9 protein-coding genes, 2 tRNA genes, 3 rRNA genes and 2 pseudogenes are annotated in these 22,479 nt (G+C 42.9%); 7 read left to right on the top strand and 9 right to left on the bottom strand.

Features of this window, described 5'->3' with window-relative positions:
• Positions 1 to 205 precede the first annotated feature (205 nt).
• The 5 genes from rrf to HC643_RS04420 all read right to left on the bottom strand — a co-directional run bounded on the left by rrf (position 206) and on the right by HC643_RS04420 (position 5,572).
• Positions 206 to 323, bottom strand: a 5S ribosomal RNA gene (gene rrf / locus HC643_RS04440).
• 161 nt (positions 324 to 484) lie between these two features.
• Positions 485 to 3,435: ribosomal RNA gene (locus HC643_RS04435) — 23S ribosomal RNA — on the bottom strand.
• A gap of 267 nt (positions 3,436 to 3,702) precedes the next feature.
• Positions 3,703 to 3,775, bottom strand: a tRNA-Ala gene (locus HC643_RS04430).
• Positions 3,776 to 3,854: 79 nt separating this feature from the next.
• A tRNA-Ile gene (locus HC643_RS04425) sits at positions 3,855 to 3,928 on the bottom strand.
• A 155-nt stretch (positions 3,929 to 4,083) separates the two neighbouring features.
• A 16S ribosomal RNA gene (locus HC643_RS04420) occupies positions 4,084 to 5,572 on the bottom strand.
• The 16S, 23S and 5S rRNA genes sit together here with 2 tRNA genes alongside, the layout of an rRNA operon.
• Before the next feature lie 306 nt (positions 5,573 to 5,878).
• On the opposite strand from HC643_RS04420, the gene glyQ reads away from it, so the two are divergent.
• From glyQ to HC643_RS04395, 5 genes are all read left to right on the top strand, one after another.
• The gene (gene glyQ / locus HC643_RS04415) at positions 5,879 to 6,748 is read left to right on the top strand and encodes a glycine--tRNA ligase subunit alpha (protein WP_050045570.1); all 870 of its coding nucleotides are present in this window, start codon (positions 5,879 to 5,881) and stop codon (positions 6,746 to 6,748) included.
• A gap of 51 nt (positions 6,749 to 6,799) precedes the next feature.
• The gene (locus HC643_RS04410) at positions 6,800 to 7,279 is read left to right on the top strand and encodes a DUF4079 domain-containing protein (RefSeq protein WP_038077874.1); all 480 of its coding nucleotides are present in this window, start codon (positions 6,800 to 6,802) and stop codon (positions 7,277 to 7,279) included.
• 154 nt (positions 7,280 to 7,433) lie between these two features.
• A complete protein-coding gene (locus tag HC643_RS04405) occupies positions 7,434 to 9,779 on the top strand; it encodes a ComEC/Rec2 family competence protein (RefSeq protein ID WP_038077873.1) in 2,346 nt (781 codons plus the stop codon).
• Positions 9,780 to 10,044: 265 nt separating this feature from the next.
• Positions 10,045 to 11,865: an aspartate kinase gene (locus HC643_RS04400; protein ID WP_038077870.1), complete on the top strand. Its 1,821-nt coding sequence runs from the start codon at positions 10,045 to 10,047 to the stop codon at positions 11,863 to 11,865.
• A gap of 658 nt (positions 11,866 to 12,523) precedes the next feature.
• Positions 12,524 to 14,005, top strand: a complete 1,482-nt coding sequence (locus HC643_RS04395) for a SulP family inorganic anion transporter (protein WP_038077868.1) — start codon at positions 12,524 to 12,526, stop codon at positions 14,003 to 14,005.
• Positions 14,006 to 14,341: 336 nt separating this feature from the next.
• Here the strand turns inward: HC643_RS04395 and HC643_RS04390 are convergent, their stop codons facing one another.
• Both HC643_RS04390 and HC643_RS04385 read right to left on the bottom strand, forming a co-directional pair.
• Positions 14,342 to 14,770, bottom strand: a complete 429-nt coding sequence (locus tag HC643_RS04390) for a HEAT repeat domain-containing protein (protein WP_050045571.1) — start codon at positions 14,768 to 14,770, stop codon at positions 14,342 to 14,344.
• A 38-nt stretch (positions 14,771 to 14,808) separates the two neighbouring features.
• A pseudogene (locus tag HC643_RS04385) lies at positions 14,809 to 16,125 on the bottom strand (IS4 family transposase).
• 245 nt (positions 16,126 to 16,370) lie between these two features.
• Here HC643_RS04385 and HC643_RS04380 point away from each other — a divergent pair.
• A complete protein-coding gene (locus tag HC643_RS04380) occupies positions 16,371 to 17,639 on the top strand; it encodes a DUF3991 domain-containing protein (protein WP_137986233.1) in 1,269 nt (422 codons plus the stop codon).
• Between the two features lie 482 nt (positions 17,640 to 18,121).
• Here HC643_RS04380 and metG read toward each other — a convergent pair whose 3' ends face one another.
• Positions 18,122 to 19,831, bottom strand: coding sequence for a methionine--tRNA ligase (gene metG / locus HC643_RS04375; protein ID WP_038077866.1), 1,710 nt, complete (start codon positions 19,829 to 19,831; stop codon positions 18,122 to 18,124).
• A gap of 655 nt (positions 19,832 to 20,486) precedes the next feature.
• Here metG and HC643_RS04370 point away from each other — a divergent pair.
• A pseudogene (locus tag HC643_RS04370) lies at positions 20,487 to 21,803 on the top strand (IS4 family transposase).
• Here the strand turns inward: HC643_RS04370 and HC643_RS04365 are convergent.
• Entirely contained in the window at positions 21,711 to 22,199 is a 489-nt protein-coding gene (locus HC643_RS04365) for a hypothetical protein (RefSeq protein WP_137986234.1), read from the bottom strand. The pseudogene HC643_RS04370 and the gene HC643_RS04365 overlap by 93 nt on opposite strands.
• Between the last annotated feature and the right edge of the window lie 280 nt (positions 22,200 to 22,479).

Genomic DNA, 22,479 nt, shown 5'->3' with positions numbered 1-22,479 from the left:
AAGGCTCATTGAGTACGTACAGAACCAAGAAAGACCTGAATAAAATGAGACTTCGTGTTTCTTGTTGCCTCTCCCTAACCCCACTTAATTGGCTGTATCTTTTTAGTATTTTTAGGCGGGGACTGCGGGAGAGCATTTGCTTTTAAAGACCAAAAACAAAGCCCCAGTCCTGACATAGAGGAACGGGGCTTTGCTGGATTTATGAACCTGGCACCGAGCTATTTTAGCAGGCGGCAACCCGCCAACTATCGTCGCCGCATCAATGTTTCACAACTGAGTTCGGGATGGAATCAGAGTGGGACCACTGAGCCATAGGCACCAGGAATGAATGATGAATGATGAATTATGAATGATGAACTTCATCAAAAGGAAGGCTCATCGTGGAATTCAAAACCCTGAAGACTGCACAGAAAAGCGAAACAAGTGTGAATTGTGAATTGAAGAAGATTGTCATCATTCATCATTCAGAATTCATCATTGAGATGAGGTCAAGACCTCGGTCTGTTAGGACAACTTGGCTAAGTACATTACTGCACGTACACCGACTGCCTATGAACAGGTGTTCTACCTGTGACCTTACCTACTTGTAGTAGTCAGAGCACTCATCTTGAGGTGGGCTTCCCACTTAGATGCTTTCAGCGGTTATCCGCTCCGCACTTGGCTACCCAGCGTCTACCACGGGCGTGATAACTGGTACACCAGCGGTGCGTTCCTCCCGGTCCTCTCGTACTAAGGAGGACTCCTCTCAATGCTCTTGCGCCTGCACCGGATATGGACCGAACTGTCTCACGACGTTCTGAACCCAGCTCACGTACCGCTTTAATGGGCGAACAGCCCAACCCTTGGGACGTACTTCCGCCCCAGGTTGCGATGAGCCGACATCGAGGTGCCAAACCTCCCCGTCGATGTGGACTCTTGGGGGAGATCAGCCTGTTATCCCTAGAGTAACTTTTATCCGTTGAGCGACGGCCATTCCATACTGCGCCGTCGGATCACTAAGACCGTGTTTCCACCCTGTTCGAGTTGTAGCTCTTACAGTCAAGCTCCCTTATTGCCTTTACACTCAACGCACGGTTTCCAAGCGTGCTGAGGGAACCTTTGTGCGCCTCCGTTACCTTTTAGGAGGCGACCGCCCCAGTCAAACTGCCCATCTGAAACTGTCTCCCGATTGGATAGACAATCGTGGGTTAGAATCCTAGCTTCGCCAGAGTGGTATCTCACCGTTGGCTCGGTATCCCCCACAAGGGATACTTCAGTGCCTCCCACCTATCCTGCGCAAGCCAAGCCCGGACCCAATTCCAGACTACAGTAAAGCTTCATAGGGTCTTTCTGTCCTGGTGCAGGTAGTCCGTATCTTCACAGACATTCCTATTTCGCCGAGTCTCTCTCTGAGACACCATCCAGATCGTTACGCCTTTCGTGCGGGTCGGAACTTACCCGACAAGGAATTTCGCTACCTTAGGACCGTTATAGTTACGGCCGCCGTTCACCGGGGCTTCAGTCGTCAGCTTTAGGGTTTCCCCCTGACCAACTTCCTTAACCTTCCGGCACTGGGCAGGCGTCAGCCCCCATACTTCCAATTGCTTGTTTGCGGAGACCTGTGTTTTTGGTAAACAGTCGCCTGGATCTCTTCACTGCGACCCACTTGCGTGGGCACCCCTTCTTCCGAAGTTACGGGGCCATTTTGCCGAGTTCCTTAGAGAGAGTTATCTCGCGCCCCTGAGTTTTCTCAACTTCCCCACCTGTGTCGGTTTCGAGTACGGGTTTGATGTTTTCATCACCAACGTAGCTTTTCTTGGCACTATCATTTACAACTCGGCATCCTTAGACACCTCCCAATCCATTCAGGGCGTTGCTATCTTTCATGCGTCTTACGTTGACTCCCACATCAAAGTGAGGGATTGTTCACCCTCTGTCCATCGACTACGCCTTTCGGCCTCGCCTTAGGTCCCGACTAACCCAGAGTGGACGAACCTGCCTCTGGAACCCTTGGGGTTTCGGGGCTAGGGATTCTTACCCTAGTTTGCGCTACTCAAGCCGACATTCTCACTTCCGTCTCGTCCACAGCTGCTTGCCGCTACTGCTTCTACCTACCACGGAACGCTCCCCTACCAGTTAACAATCTCATCACTTAGCATGCAACCTTCTGGAGCGGAGCGAGGGAGTGAAGGAGGGAGGGAGGGAGGGAGGAACTATTCTTCGTTCCCTCACTCTCTCACTCTCTCACTCTCTCCCTCTGTCTTCCAAAAGAGGCTGTATGCTAAATGATGGCTTGCTAAATCCACAGCTTCGGTACATCGCTTAGTCCCATTCATTTTCGGCGCAGGAGCGCTTGACCAGTGAGCTATTACGCACTCTTTCAAGGATGGCTGCTTCTAGGCAAACCTCCTGGTTGTCTTTGCACTCCCACCTCCTTTGCCACTTAGCGATGATTTCGGGACCTTAGCTGGTGGTCTGGGCTGTTTCCCTCTTGACGATGAAGCTTATCCCCCACCGTCTCACTGGTAACTCTCCACTGAGTATTCAGAGTTTATCTCGATTTGGTACCGGTCTCCCAGCCCGCACCGAAATAGTGCTTTACCCCTCAGTTTTTCCGTTACCGCTGCGCCTCAACACATTTCGGGGAGAACCAGCTAGCTCCGAGTTCGATTGGCATTTCACCCCTAACCACACCTCATCCGCCGATTTTTCAACATCGGTCGGTTCGGACCTCCACTTGGTGTTACCCAAGCTTCATCCTGGACATGGTTAGATCACCCGGGTTCGGGTCTATAAATACTGATAACGCGCCCTTTTCAGACTCGCTTTCGCTTTGGCTTCGTCAACAAACTTAACCTACCAGTACCTATAACTCGCCGGCTCATTCTTCAACAGGCACGCGGTCATCCGTTGAATCGGACTCCCACTGCTTGTAGGCTCACGGTTTCATGTTCTATTTCACTCCCCTCAACGGGGTTCTTTTCACCTTTCCCTCGCGGTACTTGTTCGCTATCGGTCACACAGTAGTATTTAGCCTTACGAGATGGTCCTCGCTGATTCACATGGGATTCCTCGTGCCCCATGCTACTCGGGATTCAGCTACTATCCTTAAGCTTTCGACTACAGGACTTTCACCTTCTTTGGTGCAGTATTTCGCTGCTTCGCCTAACCGCTAGATTCGATTTCGCTGTCCCACTACCCCAAAATGCATGCACTTTGGTTTAGGCTCTTCCCCTTTCGCTCACCACTACTGAGGGAATCTCTATTGATTTCTTTTCCTCCAGCTACTAAGATGTTTCAATTCACTGGGTTCGCTCTTTCGTTATTGGGTTGCCCCATTCGGACATCTCCGGCTCACTGCATGCTTCCTGCTCCCCGGAGCTTTTCGTTGGTAACCACGTCCTTCTTCGCCTCTGTGTGCCTAGGTATCCACCATGAGCCCTTCTTCTCTTGACCACTATTGCTGAATGCTAACTGCTCATCGCTAATTTCCATTAGCCATTAGCCATTAGCTTTTAGCTTTTAGCTTTCAGTTACTTTCGCTTCTCTATGCAGTTTTCAAGGTTCTAGCTGGAGCATTTCCAGCAGTCTGATATCTTTGATATCACGGTGCTAGAATTTTTCCATTTCTTTTCTTCCGTTTTTCCGCTTTCAAGCCCCTTTGACTCGTCTTCCTTTTTTGCTTTCTCTGACTCGTCTTTTTTGGCAATTTTCTGCGGTAGGTGGAGGTAAGGAGACTCGAACTCCTGACATCCTGCTTGCAAAGCAGGCGCTCTACCAACTGAGCTATACCCCCAGGAAATTATGAATTCTAAATTCTAAATTCTGAATTGTCAATTCATCCTTCATCCTTCATCATTCATAATTCTTTCAGGTGGGCCATCCTGGACTCGAACCAGGGACCTCACCCTTATCAGGGGTGCGCTCTAACCACCTGAGCTAATAGCCCGAAATCGAACCGAGAATTCTAGTTTGAAAGCTGCTTCTACTTCCGCGCACGACCTAGGATTTCTGAATTATGAATTCTGAATTATGAAGTGTGAATTGTGAATTGTGAATTTCATCATTCATAATTTATCATTCATAATTTAGTTGGTCTCCCTAAAAGGAGGTGATCCAGCCACACCTTCCGGTACGGCTACCTTGTTACGACTTCACCCCAGTCACCAGTCCTGCCTTCGGCATCCTCCTCCACGAATGGTTAGAGTAACGACTTCGGGCACTACCAGCTTCCATGGTGTGACGGGCGGTGTGTACAAGGCCCGGGAACGAATTCACTGCAGTATGCTGACCTGCAATTACTAGCGATTCCACCTTCACGCAGGCGAGTTGCAGCCTGCGATCTGAACTGAGCCGTGGTTTGTGAGATTTGCTTGCTATCACTAGCTTGCTGCCCTCTGTCCACAGCATTGTAGTACGTGTGTAGCCCAGGACGTAAGGGGCATGCTGACTTGACGTCATCCCCACCTTCCTCCGGTTTGTCACCGGCAGTCTTCTTAGAGTTCCCAACTTAATGATGGCAACTAAGTACGAGGGTTGCGCTCGTTGCGGGACTTAACCCAACATCTCACGACACGAGCTGACGACAGCCATGCACCACCTGTGTTCGCGCTCCCTAAGGCACTCCCAACTTTCATCGGGATTCGCGACATGTCAAGCCCTGGTAAGGTTCTTCGCGTTGCATCGAATTAAACCACATACTCCACCGCTTGTGCGGGCCCCCGTCAATTCCTTTGAGTTTCACACTTGCGTGCGTACTCCCCAGGCGGGATACTTAACGCGTTGGCTCCGGCACTACGCGGGTCGATACGCGTAACGCCTAGTATCCATCGTTTACGGCTAGGACTACTGGGGTATCTAATCCCATTCGCTCCCCTAGCTTTCGTCCCTCAGTGTCAGTTATGGTCCAGCAGAGCGCTTTCGCCACCGGTGTTCTTCCCGATCTCTACGCATTTCACCGCTACACCGGGAATTCCCTCTACCCCTACCATACTCCAGTCTCTCAGTTTCCACTGCCTTTATCTAGTTAAGCCAGACGCTTTGACAGCAGACTTGATAAACCACCTGCGGACGCTTTACGCCCAATCATTCCGGATAACGCTTGCATCCTCCGTATTACCGCGGCTGCTGGCACGGAGTTAGCCGATGCTTATTCCTCAGGTACCTTCAACTTATTATTCCCTGAGAAAAGAGGTTTACAACCCAAGAGCCTTCCTCCCTCACGCGGTATTGCTCCGTCAGGCTTTCGCCCATTGCGGAAAATTCCCCACTGCTGCCTCCCGTAGGAGTCTGGACCGTGTCTCAGTTCCAGTGTGGCTGATCGTCCTCTCAGACCAGCTACCGATCGCCGTCTTGGTGCGCTCTTACCACACCAACTAACTAATCGGACGCGAGCTCATCTCCAGGCAGCTAGCCTTTCACCCATGGGCACATCCGGTATTAGCAGCCGTTTCCAACTGTTGTCCCGGACCTGAAGCCAGATTCTCACGCGTTACTCACCCGTCCGCCACTATCTCCGAAGAGACCGTTCGACTTGCATGTGTTAAGCATACCGCCAGCGTTCATCCTGAGCCAGGATCAAACTCTCCGTTTTGAAGTGTTTGTTTAGCTCTTTGTTGAATTTTTCCCTTCAACTACGGGTTTATTCTTTACTTACGCCAAGTAAAAGCTGTATAATTGCTTTCAAACTATAGAATTTTCAAGGTTCGGCACCTTTTGGCGTCGCTCGTTTGTGCGCCCGCCTCATCAGGCACTTTTTTATATTAGCGACCTCACTTCCTACTGTCAACTAATTCCGAAAAAAAATTTTTCCGATTTTTTTGGAGCATCTCAAACCCTTATATTGTCAGGCGTAGGCAACAATAGGATATGCACTGCTATATATGTAAAGAGGTAACTCGTGAATTTTCAGTCGATAATAGCCATCCTGCATAAGTTTTGGAGCGATCGCGGATGTCTTATCGCTCAACCCTATGACATGGAGAAAGGCGCAGGTACCAAGAACCCGCATACTTTTTTAAGAGCACTAGGACCAGAACCGTGGGCTGTAGCTTACGTTGAACCTTGTCGCCGTCCTACTGATGGGCGTTATGGCGAAAATCCCAATCGCTTTCAACACTACTACCAGTACCAAGTCCTAATTAAACCATCACCAGATAACATTCAAGAGATATATCTTGATTCCTTAAGGGCTTTAGGTATCCGTCCGGAAGACCACGATATTCGATTTGTGGAAGACAATTGGGAAGATGCGACTGTAGGAGCTTGGGGTACTGGTTGGGAAGTTTGGTTGGACGGGATGGAAATCACTCAGTTTACTTACTTCCAGCAATGTGGAGGAATTGATTGCCGTCCCGTGTCAATTGAAATTACCTATGGCTTGGAGAGATTGGCAATGTACCTCCAAGGAGTCGAAGCAATGGTGAAAATCCATTGGACAGATGACATCACCTATGGAGACGTTCACCTTCAAGGAGAAATTGAACAATGCGTTTACAACTTTGAAGCGTCCAATCCTGAAATGCTGCTTGCACTATTTAATATGTACGAGCAAGAAGCGCAACAGCTGACAGAACGAGGACTGGTATTACCGAGCTTGGATTACGTAATCAAGTGCTCCCACACCTTTAACCTCTTAGATGCCAGAGGTGTTATTTCTGTAACAGAGAGAACTCGATATATTGGGAGAATCCGTCACTTGGCACGTAAAGTAGCTCAACTATATGTAGAGCAAAGAGAAAAGTTAGGTTTTCCGCTTCTCAAAAAATAGGATAATTTTTTACTGGAGTGTTATTTTGCCAACAATCAAGGTTTGTGACGAATGGTCAATCTCACTGAAGCTTTAGAACCTATTGCAGCTTGGTTCCGTTCTTTAGGTATCCCCGATATCATAGTTCATTGGGGGCACCCCGCAATGATGGGGATTGTGATTTTCGTTATGGGTAGCTTTGTCGGATTCACAGGCTGGCGGGGACGCCTTGCAGAAGACAAAGAGGTAGCAATCCAAAGCCGTAGCGCTCACCGTAAGATAGCACCATGGATGTTTTTGTTCATGGCACTTGGTTACACGGGTGGAGTTTTGTCTTTAGTGATGCAGCGCCAACCCATTCTGGAAAGTTCTCACTTTTGGACGGGTTCGATTTTACTGTTACTGTTATTCATCAACGGTGCAATTTCCTTTAGCGGGTTTGCAGGAAATAAGAGTTCGTTACGCATGCTCCATGCTTATTTAGGTAGTACAGCACTTTGTCTCATGGTCGTACACGCCTTGCTTGGTATACAACTAGGTACAAGTTTTTAACAATCCTTTGTCAAAATCTTGTGGTACTCTCAAACTAAAAGTTTAAGCTTATACAAGTACAACTTGCGTGAGTAAGTTGAATAAGTCAATAAAGTCCGCTAAAAGCGGGCTTTGCCTTTTTAGCTGCGAATTCTGTTTTCCAGGTATTGGTTTGATGATTCAGGCAAGTGGTGTCATTATATGTCTTTTCTACATTCTGGGGTTACTGTCAACAGCAGTTCCTTGGGGTGGTATTTGCGTGTTGGTTTTAGGCATAGTAGGTGCGATTTTTTCACGGCAAAAACGAATTCATCGGAGAAAATTTCTGGCAAACAAGGAAAATTCTCAAGCCTTAACTCAAACATCACTACGATCGCAACCTATTTCTTCTAAAGTATGGCTAGTTGCTGGAGTTGTGGGATTGTTAGGAAGCATCTATTTTCAAATGCGAGCCCCTCAACCTGCAAAAAACGACATAAGTCAGTTCGTTCCGTCAAAAAATAACAATCAAGAACAACTTTTTATTGTTCGGGGTGAAGTCCTTAGCACACCTCGTATAACCCGCAATCAGCGAGGACAATTTTGGTTAGAAGCAACTCAGTTAGATGAAGTCAAAAGCGACAGCAGCACTTCCGGTACAAGTAAAGGGGTAGGAGGAAAATTATACGTTACTGTACCTATACTCCAAGCCACTGGATTGCATCCCTCGCAGCAAGTTGCTGTCACTGGTATTTTATATAAACCACAACCAGCACTAAATCCTGGTAGTTACGATTTTCAAAAATTCCTCAAACAAGAAGGTACTTTTGCTGGTTTAAGCGGACGGCAAATGAGTATCTTAGATGAGGGAAATCAATGGGGATGGTGGAAAGTGCGAGAACAAATTTTGCGATCGCAAGTTCGCTGGTTAGGTGTTCCAGAAGGTCCCCTTGTCAGTGCAATGGTTTTAGGTAGCAAAGCTGTTGACTTACCCTATGACATTCGCGACTGGTTTACCACAGTAGGGTTAGCTCATGCTTTAGCCGCTTCAGGGTTCCAAACCTCCCTGATTTTAGGGGTTGTATTGGGGTTAACATCTAAGGCAAAAAGAGGAACCCAAATTCTACTTGGAAGTGCTGCTCTTTTAATCTTTTTAAGTTTAGCTGGTTCTGTTGCACCAGTTGTAAGAGCCGTCATTATGGGATTTGCAGCATTGATTGGTGTGGGATTGCAACGTAAGGTTAAGCAATTAGGTGCTTTACTGATTGCAGCAGTACTTATGCTGCTCTTTAACCCACAGTGGATTTGGGATTTAGGATTTCAGCTTAGTTTTTTAGCAACATTTGGATTAGTAACTACAGCTACTCCAATAAACCAACGATTGCAATGGTTACCATCTAGCATTTCTTCCTTAATTTCAGTCCCCATTGCTGCCATAATATGGACACTCCCTCTAACTCTACATTTGTTTAGTGTCATACCCAACTATAGCTTAATAGTTAATGTTCTTTCAACTCCATTGATTTCCATAATTAGTATTGGTGGAATTATAAGTGCATTAGTCAGCTTTATCTCAAGCGATCTTGGCAGTACTTTATCCTTGGCACTCTATTATCCCACACATTGGTTAATTCAATTAGTAGAATTTTTTGTCAATTTACCAGGCAAAAATATAGCTGTTGGTAGCATATCTATTGGTCAAATGTTGGCGATTTATGGATTGTTGAGTTTGGTTTTATTGTTAAAATGGTGGCAAAAAAGATGGTTGTTTGCATCTGCGATCGCTGTTGGTTTGATCTTCATTCCTGTTTGGCATTCTGCAAACAACCTATTTCGAGTCACTTTATTAGCGTCAGGTCAAGAACCAATTGTTGTTATTCAAAACAAAGGAAAAATAACACTCATTAATAGCGGTCATGAAGAAACAGGGACTTTAACGATACTGCCATTTTTAAAACAACAAGGTATCAATAAAATAGACTTAGCAATTGCTTCTAACTTTCAATCAAATAATGGAAATAGTTGGACAAAAATACTACAAGATTTACCAATTGCAACTTTTTATGAGTATTCTCCTCAGATAGAAAATCAAAAGAATAGTATGGCAATCCAAAAGGAATTACAAAAGAACCAAGGAACTTATCAACCATTATCAGTTGGGCAACCGATAAATGCTGATTCAATAGTTGTGCAATTACTCAATAATAAATTACCCATACTACAACTGCAAGTTGTCAATCAAAATTGGTTGTTCATAGGCGATATTGAACCAACAGAATTACGCCAGCTAAAAACAGGAGGTATTCCTCATCCCCAAGTGCTGTGGTGTTCCAGTCGCTTATTGAAAGAACTTGTACCAACACTACAACCACAAGTTGCGATCGCACCAAGTGCAAACCTCGATCCAAAAACGTTATCAGAACTGCAACAAAGTCAGACCAAACTCTTTTTTACCGGAAGAGACGGAGCAATTCAATGGACTCCTAGCGGTGAATTTGAAGCGTTTATTCAAGTGGCTGAAAATAAAACCTCAACTTTATGATCTACAGCCGCCAATGTATTTATAAAAACTACTTCATACCCGCGTCGTGTATCAATTTATTCTTCCAAGTTATAGGAGTCTTCCGAGGGTAAAATTGCAAAAGGATTGTATGACTGATGTATAATTCACTTAATATAAATTAGTTTCATCCTTATCACTTACCCACAATTTTGTGGGAATCCTGACCGGGAATCAAATCCCGTTTAAGGATGTTTTCTCAGTATTAGGACTGAACTAAAGGACATATTTAATACTATATAAAGTCATGGCTCTCATTGTTCAAAAATACGGTGGTACGTCGGTTGGTTCTGTAGAACGCATACAAGCTGTAGCACAGCGCGTCTGTAGATCTGTGAAAGCAGGAAACTCGCTAGTCGTTGTAGTTTCCGCAATGGGAAAGACTACGGATGGACTTGTTAAACTAGCTTACGAATTGTCAAAAACTCCCAGTCGTCGGGAAATGGATATGCTGCTTTCAACTGGAGAGCAAGTATCTATTGCTCTACTTAGCATGGCAGTTCAGGAACTCGGACAGCCAGCTATTTCCCTTACAGGTACACAAGTAGGAATTGTAACTGAAGCCGAACACACACGCGCTCGGATTTTACGTATTGAAACAGAACGGATTCAACGCCATCTTAATCAAGGTAAAGTTGTCGTAGTCGCAGGCTTTCAAGGAATTACCAGTACTGAGGAATTAGAAATTACAACTTTAGGGCGTGGTGGTTCAGATACTTCAGCTGTGGCATTGGCAGCTGCATTGCAAGCTAATTTTTGCGAGATTTATACCGATGTACCGGGAATTTTAACGACTGACCCCCGTTTGGTTCCAGACGCACAATTGATGGATGAAATTACTAGTGATGAAATGCTAGAACTTGCCAGTTTGGGGGCGAAAGTATTACATCCCCGTGCTGTAGAAATTGCCCGAAACTATGGAGTTCCTTTGGTAGTGCGTTCTAGCTGGACAGATGACCCCGGTACTTGGGTTATGTCACCCAAACCGCAACCACGACCGTTAATTAATTTAGAAATTGCTCGTCCGGTAGATAAAGTAGAATTTGATACCAACCAAGCAAGGGTGGCTTTGTTGCGCGTACCGGATAAACCAGGTGTAGCAGCACGGTTATTTGGTGAAATTTCCCGTCAAGATGTAGATGTCGATTTGATTATTCAATCAATTCACGAAGGGAATACAAACGATATTGCCTTTACTGTAGTGACATCAATATTAAATAAGGCAGAAGCTGTGGCTGCTGCAATAGCTCCAGTTCTTCGATCTCACAATAGCACTGCTTCAGAAGAAGCTGAGGTGATGGTACAGCAAGATATTGCTAAAGTCAGCATTGCAGGCGCAGGAATGATAGGTCGTCCTGGTGTTGCTGCTCAGATGTTTGCTGCTCTTGCGGAAGCTGGTGTTAATATCCGCATGATTTCCACTAGTGAGGTGAAAGTTAGCTGTGTTATCGCTGACACGGATTGCGATCGCGCTGTCACAGCTCTATGTCAGGCATTTGAGATATATAGTTCTTCCACTCCTCCCCTCTCTCCCCCTCTCCCCGTTCCCCCTTCTCCTCCACCTCATGTCAGGGGTGTTGCTTTGGATATGAATCAAGCACGATTGGCAATTCGCCAAGTCCAAGACCGTCCGGGAACAGCGGCAAGGATTTTTGGGCTGTTGGCACAACATAACGTCAGCGTAGACACGATCATTCAGTCCCAGCGCTGTCACGTGATAGATGGCATTCCTACACGAGACATTGCTTTCACCATCGCCCGAATTGATGCAGAAGCAGCACAAAAAATGCTTCAGCAAAGTGCAGACGAATATGGTTGGGGTGAAGTTGTTCTAGATAGCGACATTGCTAAGGTGAGTGTTGTGGGTGCTGGTATGGTAGGTCAACCAGGTGTCGCCGCTAAAATGTTTGAAGCACTAGCAGAGCACGGAATTAATATCCAAATGATTGCTACTTCAGAAATTAAAATTAGCTGTGTTGTAGCACGTGAGGAAGGTGTCAAAGCTTTGCAGGCTATCCACGCAGCATTTGAGCTTGCAGGTACTGAAAGAATTCAAGTACCTGCGTAATCATGCCATAAGTACTTATACAGAACCAAAGAATATTCTTGTTGTTCCAGGCGAAATGTTTACAAAATAGGCATTTCGCCTGTCCTATATCCAGAATCTGATACCAAGTTAGGCTCATACACCATACTCTTTCTCTTATCTACCTCGCCCTTCCAAGGTCTAGCATGAGTGTTGTAGCGTAGAAAATCAAAAACTTCCCTGAGATAAAAAGAGTGACAAAGAATTTATAATTTTTTAGTAGTAATTTCACGGTAATTTTATGTTCCAATTCTTTAGTAGGCAAATTCCGTGGTACTGTTAAGTTTAATTCTCTTGCATTCTCTACTAATTTTTCAAATTAAATAAAATGTTAGGGCTAGATAGACTATCAGTTTGTTTAAGGGCAGGAATGTATCTAATCGTAAAATGGATACATTGAACTTAATGATTGAGTAAAGGCTGGACATGAAATTAGTTTTCAAATTAATTGATTAGAATTTTTTGAAGTTTTACGTTTTTAGGTAATCTTATATGACTTAATTCTCTAAGACAAGCTTAAAAAATATCTTCAGGTAGGAATTAAGACCAAAAGCCAAGTAGTACAGACATTAAAATTTATTCATGAAGCAAAAAATTAATAATTAACTGGTCACTCATAGAAAGGAAATAGGGGGAAATTTTGAATACAAAAACTTTGCGTCTTGAATGGTTCTCGAATATAAAAGCAGATATGTTATCGGGAGTTTTAGTAGCTCTAGCACTGATTCCTGAAGCGATCGCATTTTCCTTCGTTGCTGGTGTCGATCCAACCATTGGATTGTATGCTTCTTTTTCTATGGCTGTAGTAACAGCTATTGCAGGAGGACGACCGGGCTTAATTTCAGCTGCTACTGGCGCAATGGCGTTGTTGTTGACAACTTTAGTCAAAGAGCATGGATTGGATTATCTGTTTGCCACAACAATTGTCACAGGTATTCTCCAATTCCTCATAGGTTGGTTCAAATTAGGTCACCAAATCCGGTACGTCCCACGGGCTGTGATGAATGGCTTTCTCAACGCCTTAGCAATTTTAATTTTTGTAGCGCAGTTACGGCATCTTATAAATGTGCCTTGGCAAGTTTATCCCATGGTAGCAGCAGGTCTTGCGATCATATACATCCTACCCCGATTTACAAAAATCCTCCCGTCACCATTAATCGCCATTCTTGTTTTGACAGCCATTTCTATTGTTGGTCATATTAATATTCCTACAGTAGGTGATATGGGAGAATTACCCACAACTCTCCCAGTTTTAAGAATCCCTCAAGTACCGCTCAATCTAGAAACTCTGCAAGTAATACTTCCTTACGCAATTCCCCTGAGTGTAGTTGGTTTGTTGGAATCACTATTAACAGCATCAGTTTTAGACGAACTCACAGACACCCCCAGTGACAAAAACAGAGAAGCCAGAGGTCAGGGAATTGCCAACATTATCACGGGGTTTTTAGGAGGAATGGCGGGGTGTGCCATGATCGGTCAATCGCTCATCAACATTAGGACTGGAGGGCGCACTCGTCTTTCAACCCTCAGTGCAGGTGTTTTCTTACTATTTTTCATCCTAGTTATGGGTCATTGGGTCAAGCAAATTCCAATGGCATCATTGGTAGCAGTGATGATAATGGTTTGTATTAGTACATTTAGCTGGTCTTCAGTTAAAACTTTACATTTAGTACCAAGACATGAAATTGTCGTTATGGTGACAACCATTTTTATCACATTAATGACCCACAACCTAGCCTTTGGAGTCGTTGTGGGAGTAGCGCTGAGTGCAGTTTTGTTTTCACGTAATATTGCTAAGGTTGTCTTCGTTGACTCAGTTCTGGGCGTAGATGGGAATTATCGCATATATAGTGTTGCTGGGCAATTGTTCTTTTTATCAACAGACACCTTTCTAGCAGCTTTTAACTTTAAAGAAAATTTAGATCGTGTCAAGATTGACCTGACTCACGCTCATTTATGGGATCAAACAGCAGTTGCAGCTATTGATAAGGTCGTTCTCAACTTCCGCCGCAATGGTATAGAGGTAGACTTGGTAGGATTAAATGAAGCAAGTGCTACATTAGTCAATAAACTTGCCGTTCATAATAAATCGGGTGATTCTGCAACTCAACCAGTTCATTAACTTGTCTTTATTTCAACATACCTAATTTAGTATTGCAACTGATAACATCAACCCAGTACCCATACTGCGATACAAAATTTTGCAATCTTGGCTTTGACGCTTCAATCTTGGGCAATATCAGATCGGCTCCCCCAATTATGGTATGGTCATTTTTACGAAGACGAAGCCTAAAAAGTCTCTTGTAATGCGGTTTCTCAGGGTAGATTCGTCCGTTATCAATAGTTGCTTGGTAGGCGCGACAAACAGCGATCGCTTGAATTTACGGAGAAATTTCATCAAAATATAGGTTGTATAAAACCTGACAAGCCCCCGATATATAAAAAAGCGATCGCGATTTTATACTTGGCATTTTGATATTGCTGCTTGCAATAACTCAACATCTATATCCCACCAATCTTGCAATTTAACCAATGCAGAATACAGGCGATTATCGCCTATTGCCAGTGCCGCTTCCACAGATAATCTTCCCACGCGATCGCTTTCTAGTTCTCCAATCAATGGCTCGATGACCCGTTCATCTTTTCTAATTGCCAAACCCAATAATGCTTCTCCACGAATTTCCGCAATTGTGTCATCTTCTCCGACTTCAGAAAGGATACGCCGATATAAAGCATCTCGAATTTCCTGGGTATCGATCTCTATTTGCGAACCCAAGCCAAAAGTTGCCCAATTTCTTATATCCTTATCTTCGTCAGCAGATAATTCGATTAATGTTTGAATAGCGGATTCATCTTCCTGACAACTCAAACCTAAAACAACACTCATGCGAACGTCACTATCAGCACATTTGTCACAAGTTAAGGCTACAAGGCAGTTGTCAAGGGGATTTTAGAAGATGCTTGAAAGAAAAACTCCTTGGAGCCTCGCTGTTTTTCTGGGAATGGTGCGACAATTAACCTAACGTTCGCTTTTCGTTGTCGTTTAACAATACCTAAATCTTGATTTTCTGGAGCGGCGAAATATTTAACTGGGTCTGTAACTAAACCTTTTTGATGAGCCACATAAAAATGATAAAGACCGCGATAAATCATTTCGCGCATAAATGGAGTCAAATGGTAAAGAAAGCTCATCAGCCACAGCATCGCCTAAATCTACGCGCCACAGCATAAAACAACCAAGTCCCCCAAATCTGTAGCTGAATTCCATTAATGGAACCTGTCCATAAATAACTGAGACCTAAGAGCCTTTTGATTATATTAAAAGCATCTTCAATCCGCCATCGTCTTCGATATAAATCAGCAACGACGTAGGGAGGTAAAATGGTTGGGTCAAGTACACTCGTTAAATAAGAATGCCAAATTTTTCCTGAATGAATTTCGATGAGACGTAAAGTGACAAATGGGGTCTTCTTCGTGCCAGAACCCAGTTTTATTAAACGGTCACGCAGAGAATAGCTGTCTGTAAATACCCGCTCAACCTTAATGGCAGCCCCTTTCTTAAGTCTAGTAATAAAATGAACTTCTTGTTCAATTAATTGAAGCCAGAAGCTAAAATGGTAAAATCCTCTATCCAGTAACAGCAAAGTTTTGGCTGGGACTAAATTTAAAATATTTTCTTCTAGTTTGGTATCAGAAGCTCTGGGATTTTCTTGAAACCAAATTTCTACAGGTAATCTGGTCATTAAATCAATGACTGTTGCCATTTTAAGAGCTAATTGCCCAGTAGGGACATCTTCTAAGCTTTTGAGCTTACAAAACAACGCCTCTAACGTTGAACTATCTATTATCCAAATTTGGGAAAATTTAGGAAAAGTAAACTGAAGACTTTCAGGTATTGGTCGTTTATTTCTACTGTGCCAAGCCGTTATCAAACTGGGTAATAAATTTTTAAAGACTTGCTCAAATAATTCTGCAGGAAAACTTAAAAATCGTTGCGAGAGTGCTTGTTGAGTAACGGCAGTGGGTTTACACCATAAAAAACATAGATCGTGCTAACATTCTTGTCAGCTCCGTGACTCCCGCCACGTCTCGCCATAGTAAGGTTAACACTGCTGCAACCATTAATGGTAAGTTGAGAATTCTGCTTCTTAATCCCAGGTTACGGTAGTAGTTTTCTTGACTTGTGATTGCTGGTGTGAGTAATGCGGACAGTTGCTCTGCAATGACTTCGTCTTCTACCATCGGTCTGTGAGTCTTTTTGGCGTGGTCACGAGAGCGTTTTTCGGTTGCCGCTCATGGTAGCTCACACAATCCCTTAATTACTGATCTAGTCTGAGTTTCACATGATTTCTCCTCAAGGCGAATATTACTTGAAGACCTATTAATAATGATAATCGCAAGGGGAGGGGGGAGAGGCAGCCTAAGGCTGCCTCTCCCCCCTCCCTCCCCTTATTTGATTATCATTCTTTTAAAAAATATTTCTACATTTGGACGTATTGACAAAATACACTTATTTTTTACTTGTTACCAATGCAGAACAACTGTTACTGTATCAGCAGCAGTTAAAAGAAGAAAGAACTACATTAGAAAACCTAGCAGCGTTAATGGCTCAACGGGAGCAACAACTAATATCACAAAAAGCTGTCGATGCAATCGTTAACTATATTGACTCAAAAGCCGTTGAATCAACCTTCATGGAAACGTTACCAGAATTAACCGAACAACTGTTAATGTATCAGCAGCAGTTAAAAGTTTCAACAACCACATTAAACGACTTTGGGGCGGTGATTACTCAACAGTTACAACGACTTTCATCTTCGTCAAATGTCGATGTAATTGCTCTTAATAAAGCTCAAACATTAACTCCATCTCAACCAAAGCTAACTCCAAACCATATAGCCGAGTTATACAAGTATTACAGTGCTGACTTGCATTCCTTATTAGTGACTGACCGAGACAAAGAAATTGCTTTTAGAGCATTATTAGATAATCAGCCTGACCAAAATGTAGAAGAAATTCTCCTAGCTAGTCCTGCTGGATGGACTAGTGATGAGGCTAAAGCATTAGTTCTAATTGCTAACAATCGACTGGCAACTCATAAACAACAACAACAGAGTAAACCTCAGTTTACACCACCACCAGAAGATGAAAGTTTACGGCGAATATTACAGTATTACCTTACTCAAACACGCGGTTTAACCAATTACCTTGTAGGGGCATTACAACGCCAGGGGTTAGGTTACATCGACCAGCAGAAAAATGTTGTCTTTATCAAGCGCGATCTCAACGGTGAAAAGTCAGGCGCACTGGTTTGGGACACTCATCGAGAAGACAATCGGTGTATGGAGTACCCTGAAAATAGCGATCGCTTTTCGGGATGGTTTTACCTAAAATTGGGTGGAGAGCTTGACGATAAAATCGAAAGAGTTATCCTGTGTGATTCCCCAATTGAGGCACTCTCAATTGCACATATTGATAGAGATGCACACAAAGGACAACCACCAGTTAGAACAATGTACATGGCAGTGGATGACCCGAACTCGTTGCCCCTTGAATTGCTCAAGAATGTGAACAGAATTGCTTTGGCATTTAATAACGATGAACAGGGCAACCAAACAGCCCAACTTGTTCAAAAAATTCTGCCGCAGGCTAAAAGAGTTGAACCGTCTGGGGTGACTTGGAATGAGATTTTGATTGAAGCGAAGCAGCGAGAAATCGAACAGCAGAAACAACGCTCAAGGGGTTTTAGTCGATGAGTCGTGTTGAGCCGGCGAACTCGTTGCCGCGAGGCTCAACTCTTGCGGTGCTGGGACGGGGCAGTAGTCTCCTTGTACGGATGCCTAGTTTATCAAAGCCCCGCCCAGCACTTCGCTATCGCCGCCTAATTGCAACGAGTTCTTAAATCTTCTTAAATATTAATATGACTTTTATATAGACATAAATCTATGCCGTACTATCAAAAATCAATTAATGACTTATAGAATTTTGTACAAGTAAGAAACCGAATTAAGAAAAATTTGATTACTCTGCTAAAAAGCTTTACCTATAAGGTTTCTGAGAGCCAATAGTGGTTAACTTCCTTGCGCGGTTGTGGCTGTAAAAAGTTCTTAATGAACCCTAAGTAAAGGGTAAGCGCCAACGCTTGGCGGCTGGTGATAGGCTCTCTAAGCGTTGACCCTTTTACTCAAGCTTTCTCAACTAAAGTCTTCTTCAGGTTTTCAATTGAGTTATCAAATACTTAAGTTTTCATTCCAAATCTTACTGATAATTCTTTAATTTCTCCATCCTCTAACTTACGAAAAAGTGGCTGGATCACATCAACTGCATGACCGGGAGACAAAGCATCAAAATTAACGCTCTCGCTTATCTTTGTCATTCTGTCAGCATCAGACAGGTGCAACGCATCAAAAAGCTTTGTAGAAGTAAAAGGAATAATTGGAAAAGAAACAAGTGCGTAAATTCTAATTAAGTTAATGCAAATACGCACCACTTGGGCTGCTTCTTCACGATTTTCTTTAATTAGCTTCCACGGCTCTCTTTCATCGATATATTTATTACCAACAGACCATAAGGAATAGAGAGCTTCTATTGCCTTGCGATACTCAAGATTTTTTAGGGAATCACAGTATTTGTTAACAAGCTGTTGGCAAGTCTTTTGTAAATCCTGTTCTCTGCCACCAAAAACGCCACCATTTGGAACAGTTGCACCAAAATTATTCGCGGTAAACTTAAGAGTTCGATTCACAAAGTTACCAAATGTATCAGCTAACTCCTTATTAACCTTAATTTGAAATAACTCCCAGGTAAAAGCCGAATCAGCAGATTCAGGAATCATTGATAAAAGACTATATCGCCAATAATCCGCAGGTAAAATACTCAATGCCTGATCTAAGAATACCCCTCGTTTTGCACTAGTAGAAAACTTTCCACCATAATATGTCAACCAGTTAAATCCCTTAATTTGGTCGGCTAGTTTCCAGTTTTCTCGCGTACCTAGAATCATTGCTGGAAACATAATAGTGTGAAATGGCAAGTTATCCTTAGCCATAAATTGCACATATTTGGTATTTTCTGTATCATGCCACCAGTTTGACCAATTTTGAGAATTTTCTAGTCCCCATGCTTGAGTTGCAGAAATATATCCAATAGGTGCATCAAACCAAACATAAAAAACTTTCCCCTCAAAACCTGGACAGGGAACAGAAACTCCCCAATTCAGATCACGAGTAATACATCTGTCTTGAAGTCCTTCATTTAACCACTTCATCGCAATTGATTTAGTGAGATTAGACCAATTTGGATGTTTCTCAACCCAAGTTTTTACCTCTTGCGAGAGTGTAGAAAGCTTTAAGAACAAATGTTTAGTTTTTCGGACTTCCAAACGCTTGCTTTGTGAGATTGCAGAACGTGGTTCTATTAAGTCAGTCGGCTCTAGCAAAGATGTACAATTTTCACATTGGTCTCCCCTGGCTGAAGTATATCCACAATGGGGACAAGTCCCAATAATATATCTATCCGGCAAAAAACGTTCATCATCAACAGAGTAAACCAGACTAATCTCTCGTTCCTCGATAAAACCGTTTTTCTCAAGATTTTTATAGAAATGCTGGGTTAGCTCATAGTTATAGACTGATGAGTTACGACCGAAATAGTCAAACGATAAACCAAGGTTTTTGTAAATTTCTGCCTGGAGTTCATGCAACCTTTGACAGAAAGTTTCTACATCAAGTCCTACTTCATTTGCAGCTATTTCGGTAGGTGTACCATGTTCGTCAGTAGCACAAATAAAGAGAACTGTTTCACCTTCTTGTCTCAAGAAACGAGCATATACATCTGCTGGGAGCATGGAACCTACAAGGTTCCCCAAATGTTTGATTCCGTTAATATAGGGCAACGCGCTGGTGATTAAATACCTTACCCTATTGTCAGGATTATTTTGAGACGTTATAGATAAAGTGGAGAATTTACAGTACCTCCATGAAGGCTGTTATTTTAAATCTCTATTACTTCATATAATACACAATATTCCAAAGTTTGTGACGCATATAAGTTTTTTGCAAGGCAACCAGATTTGGCTCAGTTCTAAAAATCAGGCCCGACTGCATAATAGAGATACGCAGCCGAAGCTCTCCTCACTCTTGCTCCGGCTTGTTTGTGGCAACCAATTTAAGAAATACTGTTCTTAACTTTCTTACTTTGGGGCAGTATATCTCATGGTTAGCATCTGCTGTAATGAGGTGTTCTCTCCTGAAACAACAAAAACGCTCGTCACAACAACGCAGTTTTCTCCTGTCATGTAGTTGTAATTGGAGCATTGGTAACAAGTAAAAAATAAGTGTATTTTGTCAATACGTCCAAATGTAGAAATATTTTTTAAAAGAATGATAATCAAATAAGGGGAGGGAGGGGGGAGAGGCAGCCTTAGGCTGCCTCTCCCCCCTCCCCTTGCGATTATCATTATTAATAGGTCTTCAAGTAATATTCGCCTTGAGGAGAAATCATGTGAAACTCAGACTAGATCAGTAATTAAGGGATTGTGTGAGCTACCATGAGCGGCAACCGAAAAACGCTCTCGTGACCACGCCAAAAAGACTCACAGACCGATGGTAGAAGACGAAGTCATTGCAGAGCAACTGTCCGCATTACTCACACCAGCAATCACAAGTCAAGAAAACTACTACCGTAACCTGGGATTAAGAAGCAGAATTCTCAACTTACCATTAATGGTTGCAGCAGTGTTAACCTTACTATGGCGAGACGTGGCGGGAGTCACGGAGCTGACAAGAATGTTAGCACGATCTATGTTTTTTATGGTGTAAACCCACTGCCGTTACTCAACAAGCACTCTCGCAACGATTTTTAAGTTTTCCTGCAGAATTATTTGAGCAAGTCTTTAAAAATTTATTACCCAGTTTGATAACGGCTTGGCACAGTAGAAATAAACGACCAATACCTGAAAGTCTTCAGTTTACTTTTCCTAAATTTTCCCAAATTTGGATAATAGATAGTTCAACGTTAGAGGCGTTGTTTTGTAAGCTCAAAAGCTTAGAAGATGTCCCTACTGGGCAATTAGCTCTTAAAATGGCAACAGTCATTGATTTAATGACCAGATTACCTGTAGAAATTTGGTTTCAAGAAAATCCCAGAGCTTCTGATACCAAACTAGAAGAAAATATTTTAAATTTAGTCCCAGCCAAAACTTTGCTGTTACTGGATAGAGGATTTTACCATTTTAGCTTCTGGCTTCAATTAATTGAACAAGAAGTTCATTTTATTACTAGACTTAAGAAAGGGGCTGCCATTAAGGTTGAGCGGGTATTTACAGACAGCTATTCTCTGCGTGACCGTTTAATAAAACTGGGTTCTGGCACGAAGAAGACCCCATTTGTCACTTTACGTCTCATCGAAATTCATTCAGGAAAAATTTGGCATTCTTATTTAACGAGTGTACTTGACCCAACCATTTTACCTCCCTACGTCGTTGCTGATTTATATCGAAGACGATGGCGGATTGAAGATGCTTTTAATATAATCAAAAGGCTCTTAGGTCTCAGTTATTTATGGACAGGTTCCATTAATGGAATTCAGCTACAGATTTGGGGGACTTGGTTGTTTTATGCTGTGGCGCGTAGATTTAGGCGATGCTGTGGCTGATGAGCTTTCTTTACCATTTGACTCCATTTATGCGCGAAATGATTTATCGCGGTCTTTATCATTTTTATGTGGCTCATCAAAAAGGTTTAGTTACAGACCCAGTTAAATATTTCGCCGCTCCAGAAAATCAAGATTTAGGTATTGTTAAACGACAACGAAAAGCGAACGTTAGGTTAATTGTCGCACCATTCCCAGAAAAACAGCGAGGCTCCAAGGAGTTTTTCTTTCAAGCATCTTCTAAAATCCCCTTGACAACCGCCTTGTAGCCTTAACTTGTGACAAATGCTATCAGCATGATTTTTTAAGTTGATTAACGGCAAAATCCCCCTTGTATCTTGTAAATGACCAAAAGCATAGCCAATCGCAGTCAAAACATTGCTATCTTTTTCTTCTTGTGATAGTAGCTTTAATAAAATATCTCCGCGTTCGAGAATACGGAATTGCTTTTGTGTAGTTCCTAATTGTGCTAAGATGCGAACTCCTAAAGTTCTTTCCTTAGAATTTTGACTCTCACACAATTTTGATGCTGCTGTAAATTCCCTATCACCACCACGGATACGTAAAATGTGTACCAAGTGCCAATAAATATCTTCACTTTCTGTCGTTAAGGCAGTTTGAATAATTTCATTCGTACTTCTTTTATCCTTTTCAACGCTTTCCATTTGGTTTGAATATTGTTCGTGTGTGCTAACAAGCAACTACTGCTTTACACCTTTGATAGCTAAAAGTATTATAGGTAAAAAGAATACGACTTCTCGCAATCAATATGGGGGGTAAAATGATATGGACATATAACAACTTATACTGGGAGTATCCCAATTTGGCTTATTGCCCTCAGAATTCTATTCTGAGGCTATACAAACAAAGTCCACGTAGGTGGACTTTGTATTTAGTCCGCGCAGGCAGACTTATCTTGTATAGCCAATTTCAATGGCAAGGTGT

It is taken from the genome of Tolypothrix bouteillei VB521301 (assembly GCF_000760695.4).
In the GTDB taxonomy this organism is placed as follows: Bacteria; Cyanobacteriota; Cyanobacteriia; order Cyanobacteriales; family Nostocaceae; genus Scytonema; species Scytonema bouteillei_A.
The sequence above is the reverse complement of the archived record's forward strand: the minus strand, read 5'-3'. Positions and strand labels throughout refer to the sequence as shown.

Coding starts and splice junctions, on each gene's coding strand:
- HC643_RS04410 (WP_038077874.1), top strand. CDS start 6,800: ATGGTCAATCTCACTGAAGCTTTAGAACCTATTGCAGCTTGGTTCCGT.
- HC643_RS04405 (WP_038077873.1), top strand. CDS start 7,434: ATGATTCAGGCAAGTGGTGTCATTATATGTCTTTTCTACATTCTGGGG.
- HC643_RS04400 (WP_038077870.1), top strand. CDS start 10,045: ATGGCTCTCATTGTTCAAAAATACGGTGGTACGTCGGTTGGTTCTGTA.
- HC643_RS04390 (WP_050045571.1), bottom strand. CDS start 14,770: ATGAGTGTTGTTTTAGGTTTGAGTTGTCAGGAAGATGAATCCGCTATT.
- HC643_RS04365 (WP_137986234.1), bottom strand. CDS start 22,199: ATGGAAAGCGTTGAAAAGGATAAAAGAAGTACGAATGAAATTATTCAA.